Consider the following 13499-nt stretch of genomic DNA (forward strand, 5'->3'; position numbering starts at 1 on the left):
ACTAGCAGGTCAGGCGTTGTCCTTGAGTGCCTGGCACAGCACCGCCAGGCCATCGCGCAGCAGGTCGTCGCCGATGACCAGCGGTGGCAACAGACGTAGCACGTTGCCGTAGGTGCCGCAGGTCAACGCGACGACGCCCTGGGCGAGCGCCGCTTTGGCCACCGCGGCGGTGAGGTCGGGATTGGGTTCGCGAGTCGCGGTTCCGTCTTCAGCGGGCGTCACCAGTTCGACGGCCATCATCGCGCCGCGACCGCGGATGTCGCCGATCACGGGCAGGCCCGCACCGTCGAGTTCGTCCTTGGTGGCCGAGAGTGCTTCGGTGATGATGGTCTCGATGTGTCGCGCACGGCCGCACAGGTCGAGCGATTCCATCTGGTCGATGGCTGCCAGCGCCGCAGCGCACGCAACGGGGTTGCCGCCGTAGGTGCCGCCGAGTCCGCCGCCGTGCACCGTGTCCATGATGTCGGCGCGTCCGGTCACCGCAGACAGGGGCATTCCGCCTGCGATGCCCTTGGCCATCGTGATGAGGTCGGGCGTGACGCCCTCCTGCTCACACGCGAACCACGTTCCGGTACGGGCGAATCCGGCTTGCACCTCGTCGGCGATGAACAGCACGCGGTGCATCGTGCACCACTCGGCAAGCGTCGAGAGGAATCCCGGTGCCGGAACGATGAATCCGCCCTCGCCCTGGATCGGTTCGATGACGATCGCGGCGGTGGTCTCCGCGCCGACCTGCTTCTCGATCATCGAGATCGCGCGCTTGGCCGCAGCCACACCGTCGCTGCCGAGTTCGTCGCGGTACGGATAGCTCATCGGCATCCGGTACACCTCGGGCGCGAACGGACCGAAGTTGCGCTTGTACGGCATGCTCTTGGCCGTCATCGCCATCGTCAGGTTGGTGCGCCCGTGGTAGGCGTGATCGAAGGCGATGACAGCGTTGCGTCGTGTCGAGAGGCGGGCAATCTTCACCGCGTTCTCGACGGCCTCGGCGCCCGAGTTGAACAGCACGGTGCGCTTCTCGAAGTCGCCCGGGGTGATCTCGTTGAGCTTCTCGGCGACGGCCACGTAGCCCTCATACGGCGTCACCATGAAGCAGGTGTGCGTGAAGTGCGCTGCCTGCTCGGCGACGGCCGCCGCGACGGCCGAGTTGCTCGCGCCGACGGATGTGACGGCGATGCCGGAGCCGAGGTCGATCAGAGAGTTGCCGTCGACGTCGACGATCACTCCGCCGTCGGCGTCGGCCGCGAAGACGGGAACGCTGGAGCCGACGCCCGCGGCGACGGCACCCAGTCGGCGCTGCCCGATCTCCATCGAGCGTGGGCCGGGCAGTTCGCTGACCAGCTTCCGCTCCTGGGGCAGCCGGTAGACAATGTCGGTTGCTGTGGTCATGGACACCAGTGTTCGCCTGCCACCCCCACCTGCGGACCTGACAAGTTGTACAGCCTTTCGGCGTCGCACTGCCACAATGTCCAGTCGGCGGTTACGGTGGGTGGGTGACCACCGTTCGATGGCTGATGGCCCAGCGTCGACTCGAACTCTCGCTGCGCGCCGGGGCCGAGGGCCTCGACCGCGACCTCGACTGCGCGGTGAGCTCCGAACTCGTGAGCACCGCCGACTGGTTGCAGGGCGGCGAGGTGCTGTTGACCACCGGCATGCGACTGAACGCCGACGACGCTGCCGCGCAGCGCGAGTTCGTACGCAGCCTCAACGCCGTCGGTGCCGCCGCGATCGGGTTCGGTGTCGGTCTCGGATTCGACGAGGTGCCCGACGGCCTGCTCGCGGCCGCCGACGAGTTCGGTCTCCCGCTGTTCGAGGTTCCGCTCGCGATACCGTTCTCGGCCATCACGCGGGCAGTCCTCGATCAGATCGCCGCGCAGCGGTCGGCGCGGCTGGTGTCCGCGACGCGTGCGCAACCTCGCATGACAAGGGCGGCAACGGTATCGGGGTCGAAGGGACTCGTACGGGAGCTCGCCGATGCGGTTGGCCAGCGGGTGATCCTGCTCGACGCCGGGCACTCCCCGGTTGCCGAAGCTCCCGGACAGGCGAATTCCGTTGAACTCGAGCAGCTTCGCGCGATAGTGATGCGCGACCCCGCATCCGCGGGCGCCGTCCGCGTGACTGACGACTCGGTACTCACCGTCGCGCGAGTCGGTTCGGGGGCAACGACCTTCGGACATCTCGGCGTCATCGGTTCGAGCCCACTCGACGACGTCGGCCGCATGCTGATCGGCCACGCCGTCTCGCTGCTCGTCATCGAATATGCCAAGCCGCAAGAGGTTCGACGCGACGTCGGCGAACTGCAGGGTGAAGTGCTCGCGCTCGCCATGGACCGCCACGTCGGGGAGCGATCGCGCGAGATGCTGCTTCGGGCAGCCGATCCCGAGGGTCGGGTACGCGCGGTGGTGTTCCGTTTCGAGAGTGTCGACGATGCACAACACGGCGCTCGACGCCTCGCCGTCGAGTTCGAGCGCCGGTGGCGGCCGGTGTTCGTGCACCGTCGCGGCAACGAACTCGTCGGCCTGATCCGCGGCGACGATCACATCCAATTCGCCACCGGTCTACTCGGAATACTCAGTGCGACAGGCACAGTCCGCGGCGGGCTGGGGCCCGCGGTTCCGGTCGACGACGTCGCAGACTCGGTACGACAGGCCCGCCTCTCGTGTCGTTCGGCAGCTGCGGGTCAGCTCCTCGACCTCTACGACCTACGCTCACTTCTCGCCAGCGACACCGTGCGAGAGGTGTTGCGCGACAGCTACACCGAGCGCATCGCCCCGCTCGTCGCATACGACGCCGCGAACGCCGGACATCTCCAACAGAGCCTGCTGGCCTACCTTGAGGCCAACGGCAACTGGGGTGCCGCGGCGAGTGCGCTCGGCGTGCACCGACATACATTGCGCGGCCGTATCGAGCGGGTCGAGGACATGCTCGCCGTCGACCTTTCCGACGCCCGCACTCGCGCCGAACTGCTGCTGACACTGCTGAGCGAGAGCGCGTGAACTCCCGCCGCCCTTGGCTTCTCGTGGTCGTCGCGACGCTGCTGTTGGCGACGGCGTGCACCGACGGCGGCTCGAATTCGGCGGAGAGTTCCGGGACGACCGCGAGTGCGGGGACGTCCGACGGCGCGGGAACAACCGGTAGCAGCGGAACAACCGTCAGCGCCGCGTATGTCAACCTCGGCGACAGCTACAGTGCGGGAACGGGGGTGCGTCCGCTCGTCGAGGATTCGCCGCTGCAGTGCCAACGGTCGTCGTCGAACTATGCCCACGTGCTTGCGCAGCGACGGGGGCTTGCACTCGACGATGTCAGTTGCGCGGGTGCGACGACGTCGGATTTCTTTGCGGCGCAATACTTCGGTGTCGATCCGCAGCTCGACGCGCTCGGGGAGAGAACGCGGATCGTGACGCTCATGATCGGCGGCAACGACGGCGATATCTTCTCCGGAACCATCGCCGACTGCGGTGAGGTGGCCGCCGACGACCCGACCGGGGCGCCGTGTCGCGTCCGGTATGGCGACAGCTTTGTGCGCAGGGTGCAGTCGAGCACCTATCCGGCACTGGTGAAAGCGCTGAACGCCGTTGCCGACCGCGCCCCGAACGCGCGCGTGGTCGTCGTCGGGTATCCGTGGATTCTGCCCGATACGACCGGCTGCTATCCGACGATGCGCATTGCCGCGGGCGACGTCGCGTACATCCGCGACCTGCAGGCGACGCTCAACCGCGCGGTCGCGCGAGCAGCCACCGAGACCGGCGCGACGTTCGTCGATATGTCGACGGTCTCCGAAGGTCACGACGCCTGCCAACCCGAGGGCGTGCGCTGGATAGAACCGCAAGTGGGGTCGTCGGCCCCGGTGAAGGTGCATCCCAACGTCGACGGCCAGCGCGCCATCGCCGACCAGGTGGGCGCCGCCCTGGGCCGGTGAGCACACCGAAGGCTGGCGGTACACGACCTTTACGTCATCGAACAATCCACAGCCCGCCGCGTATCCACAACATCGCCCATCTCGCCGGCTTCACCACTTATTCGCAGCGATCCGCGCGAGACGCTGTGGTTCGTGACCGGACTCGAGCACAGCGACCAGTGGCGCGGCGTCTTCTCCTGGGCTGAGCTGACCCGCCGCGACTTCAGCCAGGCGCAGGTACGGCGAATGGTCGACGCTGGAGACCTGCGCCTTCTGCGTCGAGGTTGGTACGCCACTTCGTACGCGGACCCGACGGTCGTCTCGGCAGTGAGCGCGGGCGGAGTCTGCACCTGTGCCAGCGCACTCGATCTGCACGGCGTGTGGGTTGCCCCGTATGGCGACCTCGTCCACGTGCGCGGTCGCAACGTCGCCGCGCGCGGATCTGCCGGCACACACCACGCGTGTACTCGCTACGGACGGCCGTCACGGGAGGTCTACCCGCTCGACGACGTGGCCACGGCGCTGCACTACGCGGTCCGTTGCCTCGGCGACGAGGGCGTCGTTGCCGCGTGCGATTCCGTGCTGCATCAGGGGCTGCTCGAGTTCACCGACCTGCAGGCGTTGTTCTCGTCGATGCCCGTCCGGATCAGGCGCCTCCTCGACCGGTGCGTCGACTGCCTCGACTCCGGGGCCGAGTCCATCTTCGGGTTCCGCCTGACCACGCTGGGGATCGCGTTCGAGAGTCAGGTGGAGATTCCCGGGATCGGCAGGGTCGACTTCTTGATCGGAAAGAGGCTGATCGTCGAGGTCGACAGCGTCGCCTACCACGACAAATCACCGGAGCAACGCGAGAAGGACAGGGTCCGAGACGAGACCGCTCACCGTCTCGGCTACATCCCGTGGCGAATCTCGTACAAGCGGCTGATGTTCACCTGGGACGAAGTGGTCGACACGCTTCTCGCGATGATCCGCCGACGCGACCACCTCAAATCGCTGGCCGAGCCGCCCGAGCTGACGCGCCAGGCGGCCGACTCCGGCGCCGATCACGCCCTCGGCTACTGGGACGATCCCGACTTCACGGGATGCTGAACCCCGCGGAGGCCGGTTCCGTACACAACTGTGACGTCAGCGGGGCGCCGAGACAATTATTGTCGTGGCCTCGCGCTGACGACCGGATTGTGTACGCAGATTGCGGCCCGCGCCTCGGCCGTAATTCCCGCGCCCGCGGCTCCGCGCTGCCGCGGCCGCCGCGCATAACTGGCACGTCTCCTGCGGAACCGGCACATGCAACGCAGAACCGGCAGCCGCCGGTCGAGGGGTGCGTACACAACTGTGACGTCAGCGGGGCGTCGCGACAATTATTGTCGTGGCCTCGCGCTGGCGACCGGATTGTGTACGTAGTTTGCGGCCTGCGGCCCGGCGAGTTTCTCCATCCCGGCGCCGCGCGATTGCAGCGGCTACCGCGTGCGTGTGCGGCCTGACCAGGGCGAATTGTCGCCGATCGTTGCGGTTTGGAACACTGTAGGCCGTGAGGAGTTCCGCTGAGGTCGCAGCCCGTTCCGCTGAATTGTTCCGTCGGGCCCAGGATGCGACGCCCGGTGGGGTCAATTCGCCCGTGCGCGCGTTCTCGGCGGTCGGCGGCACTCCGCGTTTCATCGCCTCGGCGCAGGGTTGCCATCTGACGGATGTCGATGGCAACGACTACGTCGACCTCGTCTCCTCCTGGGGGCCGATGATTCTCGGCCACGCGCATCCCGCGGTCGTGGAGGCGGTGCAGAAGACGGCAGCCCACGGACTTTCCTTCGGCGCGCCGACCGAGGGCGAGATCGAACTCGCCGAAGAGATCATCGACCGCGTCGATCCGGTCGAGCGTGTCCGCTTGGTCAACTCCGGCACCGAGGCCACGATGTCGGCGATCCGCCTCGCGCGCGGCGCAACCGGACGCTCAAAGATCATCAAGTTCTCCGGCTGCTACCACGGTCACGTCGACGCGCTGCTCGCCGACGCGGGCTCTGGTATCGCGACGCTCGGCCTGCCGACGACGCCCGGCGTCACGGGTGCGGCGGCACACGACACCATCGTCCTGCCCTACAACAATCTCGACGCAGTAGCCGAAGCGTTCGCCACCTACGGAGACGAGATCGCAGCCGTGATCACCGAGGCCGCGGCCGGCAACATGGGCGCGGTCGCCCCTGTCGACGGTTTCAACGCCGGCCTGCGCGATCTCACCAGACGCCACGGAGCGCTCTTCATCATCGACGAGGTCATGACGGGTTTCCGTGTCAGCCCCGCAGGCTGGTACGGCCTCGAAGGCGTTGCTGCCGACCTCTACACCTTCGGCAAGGTGATGAGCGGCGGACTGCCCGCTGCGGCGTTCGGCGGTCGCACCGACATCATGGAGAACCTCGCACCCACTGGGCCCGTCTATCAGGCGGGCACGCTCAGCGGTAACCCCGTCGCCGTCGCCGCGGGACTCGCGACGCTCCGCCACGCCGACGCCGACGTCTACACCGCACTCGACGCCAACGCCAACAAGCTGGCCGCGCTGTTCACCGAAGCGCTCACCGACGCGGGCGTCGGCCACCGGGTGCAGATGGCGGGCAACCTGCTCAGTGTGTTCTTCACCTCCGATACCTCGACGCCCATCACCGACTATGCCGCGGTCAAAAACACCGAGACCTGGCGTTTCGCACCGTTCTTCCACGCGCTGCTCGACGCGGGCGTGTACGCGCCGCCCAGCGCATTCGAAGCCTGGTTTGTCTCTGCGGCGCTGGACGAGGATGCTTTTGGTCGAATCGCTGACGCGCTGCCGGCCGCAGCCCGCGCTGCAGCGCACGCCACGCAATCGGGGGAGTCCGACTGATGCACACGATCGTCCACATGATGCGCCACGGAGAGGTGCACAACCCGGACGGCATCCTCTACGGCCGTTTGCCCGGATTCCGTCTGTCGACGACCGGCCGCGCTCAGGCGGAGAAGGTCGCGGGCACGCTCGCCGACCACGACATCACCGCGGTCTTCGCCTCCCCGCTGCAGCGCGCACAGGAGACCGCCACCCCGATCGCCGCAGCACACGGACTGCCGATCTTCACCAACGATCAACTCATCGAGGCCGAGAACGTCTTCGAGGGCCTCAAGGTCTCCGTCGGCGACGGCGCGCTGAGCAAGCCCCGACACTGGGTCAAGCTGCGCGACCCGTTCACCCCGTCGTGGGGCGAGCCCTACATCCAGCTCGCGCACCGCATGCTCGCGGCCGCCAACAAGGCGCGCGACGCCGCTCGCGGCCACGAGGCCGTCTGCGTCAGCCACCAATTGCCCGTCTACACCCTTCGACGCTTCCTCGAGGGCCAGCGTCTCTGGCACGACCCCCGCCGTCGTCAGTGCTCACTGGCATCGCTGACCAGTCTCATCTACGACGACGACGCTCTCGTCGACATCATCTACTCCGAACCCGCCGGGCATTCCGACCCGCTCGCCACCGGGGCATGAGCCGGATTCGACACATGCGCAGTAAGACCTTCACCGCAGCTCTGTTCGCCGTGCTGACCGCGCTCGGCGTGCTGCTCAGCGGCTGCAGCGGAGGTAATGACGCAGTGGCGCAGGGCGACACCTTCCAATTCGTGTCGCCGGGGGGACAGACGACGATCACCTACCCCGAATCCGAGCGCAAGCCGATCGCCGACCTCATCGGCCCCGACCTCGTGACCGACAAGCAGATCGACGTCGACAAGGACTTCGCGGGCAAGGTCACGGTGGTCAACGTGTGGGGCTCGTGGTGCGCTCCGTGCCGCGCAGAGGCCGACGACCTCGAGACCGTCTACGACCAGAACAAGGACAACGGCGTCGCCTTCGTCGGCATCAACCTGCGCGACGACCGACAGTCGGCCAAAGACTTCGTCGCCGACCGCAAGGTCGGGTACCCCTCGATCTACGACTTCGATGGCGCGACGCTCGCCTCGATGACCACACCCACCTCGGTCGTCCCGACGACCGTCGTCCTCGACCGGCAGCACCGTCCGGCCGCGGTCTACCTGCGCACGGTCAGCGCCGACGAACTCGACGCGATGGTGAAGAAGATCGCCGCGGAAGACTCCGGAAAGCAGCCGTGAGCGGAATGGGACAAACTTTCGCCGACACGGTCACCAGCGGTCCGCTGCTGTTGGCGCTTGCCGCGTGCGTGATCGCCGGGCTCGTCTCCTTCGCGTCCCCGTGCGTGGTGCCGCTTGTCCCCGGCTACCTTTCGTACCTCGCAGGCCTCGTCGGGGCAGAGGCGCCCGCGGTGACGGTCGGTGAGTCGCCCAAGCGGGGACGTTCACGGGTGGCGATCGCGGCGGCGCTGTTCGTCCTCGGCTTCACGGTGGTCTTCGTCGCCGCGACGGCGACGGTCCTCGGTATCACGAGCACCGTGATCGTCAATCATGATGTGCTGCAACGCATCGGCGGGGTGGTGACGATCGTGATGGGCCTCGTCTTCATCGGACTCGTCCCGATGATGCAGCGCGAGTTCCGCTTCGCGCCGCGCAACGTCTCCAACATCGTCGGAGCCCCACTGCTCGGCGCGGTCTTCGCGCTCGGCTGGACCCCGTGCCTCGGTCCCACACTCGCCGCGGTCATCGCCACCGCGAGTGGCACGCAGGGCGCGACCGCTGCGAAGGGCGTCGCGCTGATCATCGCGTACTGCGCAGGCCTCGGCATTCCGTTCGTCATTCTCGCGTTCTCGTCCGCGTGGGCACTGCGCAGCCTCGGCTGGTTGCGCACGCACGCCCGACTCATCCAGATTGTCGGCGGCATCATGCTGATCGCGGTCGGAGTGGCTCTCGTCACCGGCTTGTGGGACCAGTTCATCGTGTGGGTCCGCGACGCTTTCATCTCCGACACCGAGCTTCCGGTATAGAAGCAGGGCGAACATGACACAGACCATCGACCGACCGTCCACCCCCGCGCCGCAGGCCCCGCAGCGTCCGCACTGGGTCAAGCGTCGGGTGCTGTGGCCGCTGCGCAACCTCTGGCGCAGCCTCACGTCGATGCGTACCGCGTTGGTGTTGTTGTTCCTGCTCGCGCTCGCCGCGATCCCCGGTGCACTGCTGCCGCAGCGAGAACTCAACGAGCAGAAGACACTTCAGTACATCTCCGACCACGGCTGGCTCGGGGAGTGGATGGACAAGATCCAGCTCTTCGACGTCTTCAAGAGCGCGTGGTTCACGGCCATCTACGTCCTGCTGTTCATCTCGCTGGTTGGTTGTCTCACCCCGCGCATCATCGAGCACGCCAAGAGTCTTCGCGCCAAACCCGTTGCCGCACCTCGCAATCTGTCGCGCATGCCGCGACACATCACCGAGACGGTCGACGGCGAGCCCGCCGAACTCGCCGAACGCATCTCGGGCAACCTGCGTGGCTGGCGACGCGAGATCACCGTGCGCGAGCCGTCGAAGGCATATCCGGACGGCTGCGTCGAAGTGTCGGCCGAGAAGGGATACCTGCGCGAATTCGGCAATCTGGTCTTCCATTTCGCGCTGTTGGCGCTGCTCGTGTCCATCGCGGTGGGCAAGGTGTACGGCTATGAGGGCACGCGCAGTCTCGTCGCCGACGGCGAGCAGGGATTGTGCAACACGTCGACGGCGGTCTACGACTCGTTCCGTGCGGGCGCGCTGGTCGACGGCACCAACCTCTCACCGTTCTGCATCCGCGTCGACGACTTCTCCGCGACCTTCCTTCCCAACGGTCAGCCGTCGATGTACGACGCGAAGATCCGCTACACCACCGACCCGCGCACACCGTCGTCGCAGTGGCAGGAGCGCTCGGTGCGCGTCAACGATCCGCTGCGCGTCTCGGGCGATCGCGTGTACGTGCTGGGCAACGGCTTCGCGCCGACCTTCACCGTGACCTTCCCGAACGGGGAAAAGCGCACGCAGACCGCCCTGTTCATCCCCGAAGTGATGCAGACCATGCTGTCGTCGGGCGCTGCCCGCTTCGACACCCCGGCTGGCCTGTATCCCGACGAGGACACCCGCCGCAAGAATCAGATCGCCCTCGAGGGACTTTTCGCGCCGACGGCGAGCTACGACGGCACGCTGCTCAGTTCGTCGTCGCCGGAGCCGAACGACCCGCAGGTCGCGATCCGTATCTACCGTGGTGACACCGGCCTCGACACCGGCCGTGCGCAGAACGCCTACTCGCTGGACCCCACGATGATGCACCAGGGCAGGCTCAACCGTGAGGCCCAGGCGAACCTGAAGATCGGCGAGAGCGCGAGCCTTCCCGACGGCACCAAGGTCAGCTTCGACGGCTACAAGCGCTGGATCTCCGTCCAGGTCTCGCACGATCCGGCGCAGACCTGGGTGCTCGTGTCGTCGATCGTGATGCTGGTCGGGTTGGTGGTCTCGCTGATCGTCAAACGACGCAGGATCTGGGCGCGTCTGGTGCCCGACTCGGACAACGGCGACCGACGACGTACGGTAGTAGAGATTGCCGGACTGGCTCGCACCGACCAGGCCGGCTGGGGCGAGGGCTTCGACGAGCAGGCACGCGGCCTGCTCACCGACGACAACAGGAGACTACGACGCCTGTAGTCGCGGACGCTTCCAGCAGACTGCAGCAGTAGAGATAGGGCCAGCGATGGGTAACGGAACAGACCAGATCGACGAAACGTTGGCGCGCTACTCCGACCTTCTGTTCGGTACGGCGATCACCATCTACGTCCTGGCGATGCTCATGTTCCTCGCCGCACTCGCAGGAGCACGCTCTCGAAAGCTCACCGCGGCCAAAGAACTGGTCGCAGCGGGAGGCGGTTCGACGACGCAGCGCGCCCCCGGCAAGATCGAGGGTCCCGCTCCGCGCACGCTGTCGGAGAAGATCGGCAACATGGCCTATCCGGTCGTGTTCGTCGGACTCATCGCGCACATCGCGTCGATCGTCACCCGCGGACTCGCCACCGACCGCGCCCCCTGGGGCAACATGTACGAGTTCATCTCGCTGACCTGCGCCGCGTGCGTGGTCGCCGGGCTCGTCATCCTGCGTAAGCAGATCAACCGCCCGCTACTGGCTTTCGTGCTGCTCCCGGTCACCCTGCTGATGTTCATCGCGGGCCGGTGGCTCTACACACAGGCCGCGCCCGTCGTTCCAGCGCTCAAGTCGTACTGGCTGGCCATCCACGTCTCGATCATCTCGATCAGCTCGGGTGTGCTGCTCGTCTCCGGCGTCGCCAGCATCCTGTACCTGGTCAAGATGCGCTGGGGAGCGTCGGCCGAGAACGTCTCCGAGACCGGTGGCGGCGTCGTCGGCGGACTGCGTCGACTTGTCGCCCACATCCCGACCGCAGAGGCACTCGACCGTCTCGCCTACAAGTGCGTGGTGTTCGGGTTCCCGCTCTTCGGGCTGGGAATCGTGTTCGGCGCCATCTGGGCCGAGTCGGCATGGGGCCGCTTCTGGGGCTGGGACCCGAAAGAAACCGTCTCGTTCATCGCGTGGATCATCTACGCCGCATACCTGCACGCCCGCGCAACTGCCGGATGGCGCAACAGCACCGCGGCATGGATCAACGTCGCCGGATTCGTGGCGCTGCTGTTCAACCTGTTCATCATCAACCTGGTCGTCTCCGGCCTGCATTCCTACGCCGGCCTGTGACAGCGCCCGCCTACGCGAAGCGGTGAAGTAGCCCGCCTAAGCGGAACGGTGCCCACCGGTTGTCCGCGCGCTGCGCTCTGACAACGCTTGTGCGCGAACCATTTTGAGCAGATCGATCATGACGTCGATGGTGTCGGGGCAGAGGCTTGCCAGGTCGACCCCGGACAGATGAGTCTCAGTCGTGGCGAGCATCTCGACGTAGTCGCGCTGCCGCTGCACACGGTCGAGGTCCTCGGAAGGATTTGAGAGGAAGTACGTCACGCTGACCTCGAAGGCGCTCGCGATGGCCTCCACTGTCTTGAACGACGGCGTACGCGCCTTAGAGGAATGATCAAGACCTGTGGATCAGGGAGGGCGTGCCTTCCCGTAAATATGATCCTGGTAGTCACTTGATCAAGTCAGCGTTGCAGCGCTGGCGGAAAGGCACGCCTCGTGCTCACGGTAGTCAACTCCAACGAAGGTTCCAACCCGGCTGGCGAGGACCGCTCCATCCTCGATCAGATCGTCCGAGACGGTGCTCGGCAGATGCTCGCCGCGGCATTGCGCGCCGAGGTCGCCGCCTACATCGACCAGTTCACCGATCAGGTCGATGAGAACGGGCACCGTCTGGTGGTGCGTAACGGCTCCCACAACGAGCGGGAGGTGATGACCGCTGCGGGTGCGGTTGCGGTGAAGGCACCGCGGGTCAACGACAAGCGCGTCGACCCAGACACCGGTGAGCGGCAGAGGTTCTCGTCGAAGATTCTGCCGGCGTGGGCACGCAAAAGCCCGGAGATCTCCGCGGTCCTGCCGCTGCTGTACCTGCATGGACTGTCCACCGGCGATTTCGGGCCGGCACTCGAGCAGTTCCTCGGTTCCGGCGCTGGGTTGTCGGCGGCCACCATCAGCCGACTCACTGCCCAGTGGCAGAAAGAAGCCGCAGCCTTCGCCGACCGCGACATCACCGCCGACTATGTGTACGTGTGGGTCGACGGCATCCACCTCAAGGTGCGCCTGGAGCAGGAGAAGCTGTGTCTGTTGGTCATGATCGGCGTCCGCGCCGACGGCCGCAAGGAGTTGATCGCGCTCGCTGACGGCTACCGGGAATCGACCGAGTCGTGGGCCGATCTGCTGCGCAGCTGTAAACGCCGTGGCATGCCGTCCCCGACCCTGGCGGTCGGGGACGGCGCGCTCGGGTTCTGGGCCGGGGTCCGCGAGGTGTTCCCCGAGAGCCGGGAACAACGCTGCTGGTTTCATAAGCAAGCCAATGTGCTTGCGGCACTGCCGAAATCGGCACACCCCAACGCTATCAAAGCGATGCAGGAAATCTACAACGCCGAAGACGAACAGCATGCCCGTCAAGCCATCGCTGCATTCGAGAAGACCTACGGTGCCAAGTATCCGAAAGCCGTGGCCAAGATCGTCGACGACACCGACGTGCTCCTGGAGTTCTATCGGTATCCCGCTGAGCATTGGATTCATCTGCGGACCACCAATCCGATCGAGTCGACGTTCGCGACCGTGCGGCTACGGACCAAAGTCACCAAAGGCCCCGGATCCCGCGCGGCCGGCATCGCGATGGCCTACAAACTGATCGAGGCCGCGCAGTCGAAATGGCGGGCGGTCAACGCACCACATCTGGTGAAACTGGTCCGTGATGGCGCCACCTTCGAGAAAGGCAAACTCGTCGAACCCGACGCCACCTCAGGCACCCAGGAGGCCGCCTGAAAACCGCTCATCCACAGGTCTTGACAATATCTCCGCGCCTTACCTGTGCGCAACTGCGAAATGTAGGCGTCGCTCAACGAGTGGCCGTGCTGATTGGCTTTCTCCGCGATCCGCTTACCGGTATACCGTCGGCCGTCTTCATCGCGAGAATGCTCAAACAGTTCGGCCAGTTTGGCGGCGAAACTGTCGTCGCCGTCGGGAGCCGTGCCCGGGCGAGTGGTCATGATTCAGAACTCGCCCGACGTGTCGATGTCGATGACGCTATTCCCCC

The 13499-nt window shown here is 66.3% G+C and carries 11 protein-coding genes and 2 pseudogenes; 10 read left to right on the forward strand and 3 right to left on the reverse strand.

Annotated features, from left to right (window positions below):
- Positions 1 to 9: 9 nt before the first annotated feature.
- On the reverse strand, positions 10 to 1389 hold the full coding sequence (gene gabT, locus ABW18_RS20175; protein ID WP_049700860.1) for a 4-aminobutyrate--2-oxoglutarate transaminase: 1380 nt from the start codon (positions 1387 to 1389) through the stop codon (positions 10 to 12).
- Between the two features lie 104 nt (positions 1390 to 1493).
- Here gabT and ABW18_RS20180 point away from each other — a divergent pair, with 104 nt between their 5' ends.
- From ABW18_RS20180 to ccsB, 9 genes are all read left to right on the forward strand, one after another.
- Positions 1494 to 2996 carry a PucR family transcriptional regulator gene (locus ABW18_RS20180; RefSeq protein ID WP_197494496.1) on the forward strand — a complete coding sequence of 501 codons (1503 nt, stop codon included), beginning with the start codon at positions 1494 to 1496 and terminating at the stop codon, positions 2994 to 2996.
- Positions 2993 to 3919 carry an SGNH/GDSL hydrolase family protein gene (locus ABW18_RS20185; RefSeq protein WP_049700784.1) on the forward strand — a complete coding sequence of 309 codons (927 nt, stop codon included), beginning with the start codon at positions 2993 to 2995 and terminating at the stop codon, positions 3917 to 3919. Before ABW18_RS20180 ends, ABW18_RS20185 begins: the two co-directional genes overlap by 4 nt.
- A gap of 132 nt (positions 3920 to 4051) precedes the next feature.
- Positions 4052 to 4987 (forward strand): type IV toxin-antitoxin system AbiEi family antitoxin domain-containing protein, encoded by a 936-nt coding sequence (locus ABW18_RS20190; RefSeq protein ID WP_049700785.1) that lies wholly within the window; start codon positions 4052 to 4054, stop codon positions 4985 to 4987.
- Between the two features lie 439 nt (positions 4988 to 5426).
- Positions 5427 to 6761 (forward strand): glutamate-1-semialdehyde 2,1-aminomutase, encoded by a 1335-nt coding sequence (gene hemL / locus ABW18_RS20195; protein ID WP_049700786.1) that lies wholly within the window; start codon positions 5427 to 5429, stop codon positions 6759 to 6761.
- Positions 6761 to 7387 carry a histidine phosphatase family protein gene (locus ABW18_RS20200; RefSeq protein WP_049700787.1) on the forward strand — a complete coding sequence of 209 codons (627 nt, stop codon included), beginning with the start codon at positions 6761 to 6763 and terminating at the stop codon, positions 7385 to 7387. The genes hemL and ABW18_RS20200 overlap by 1 nt, the downstream gene beginning before the upstream one ends.
- A gap of 14 nt (positions 7388 to 7401) precedes the next feature.
- Positions 7402 to 8007 carry a TlpA family protein disulfide reductase gene (locus ABW18_RS20205; RefSeq protein ID WP_049700788.1) on the forward strand — a complete coding sequence of 202 codons (606 nt, stop codon included), beginning with the start codon at positions 7402 to 7404 and terminating at the stop codon, positions 8005 to 8007.
- A 5-nt stretch (positions 8008 to 8012) separates the two neighbouring features.
- Positions 8013 to 8792, forward strand: a complete 780-nt coding sequence (locus ABW18_RS20210; RefSeq protein ID WP_049700789.1) for a cytochrome c biogenesis CcdA family protein — start codon at positions 8013 to 8015, stop codon at positions 8790 to 8792.
- 13 nt (positions 8793 to 8805) lie between these two features.
- A complete protein-coding gene (gene resB / locus ABW18_RS20215; protein WP_049700790.1) occupies positions 8806 to 10467 on the forward strand; it encodes a cytochrome c biogenesis protein ResB in 1662 nt (553 codons plus the stop codon).
- Between the two features lie 46 nt (positions 10468 to 10513).
- Positions 10514 to 11521: a c-type cytochrome biogenesis protein CcsB gene (gene ccsB / locus ABW18_RS20220; protein WP_049700791.1), complete on the forward strand. Its 1008-nt coding sequence runs from the start codon at positions 10514 to 10516 to the stop codon at positions 11519 to 11521.
- A 36-nt stretch (positions 11522 to 11557) separates the two neighbouring features.
- On the opposite strand, the pseudogene ABW18_RS20225 reads toward ccsB, so the two are convergent.
- Positions 11558 to 11848: pseudogene (locus ABW18_RS20225) on the reverse strand (helix-turn-helix domain-containing protein); the annotation flags it as partial.
- A 105-nt stretch (positions 11849 to 11953) separates the two neighbouring features.
- Between ABW18_RS20225 and ABW18_RS20230 the strand changes: the two are divergent.
- On the forward strand, positions 11954 to 13228 hold the full coding sequence (locus tag ABW18_RS20230) for an IS256 family transposase (protein WP_003946207.1): 1275 nt from the start codon (positions 11954 to 11956) through the stop codon (positions 13226 to 13228).
- A gap of 32 nt (positions 13229 to 13260) precedes the next feature.
- Here ABW18_RS20230 and ABW18_RS23250 read toward each other — a convergent pair.
- A pseudogene (locus ABW18_RS23250) lies at positions 13261 to 13452 on the reverse strand (helix-turn-helix domain-containing protein); the annotation flags it as partial.
- Between the last annotated feature and the right edge of the window lie 47 nt (positions 13453 to 13499).

Origin of the sequence: Gordonia jacobaea (assembly GCF_001186365.1) — a bacterium.
GTDB lineage: Bacteria > Actinomycetota > Actinomycetes > Mycobacteriales > Mycobacteriaceae > Gordonia > Gordonia jacobaea.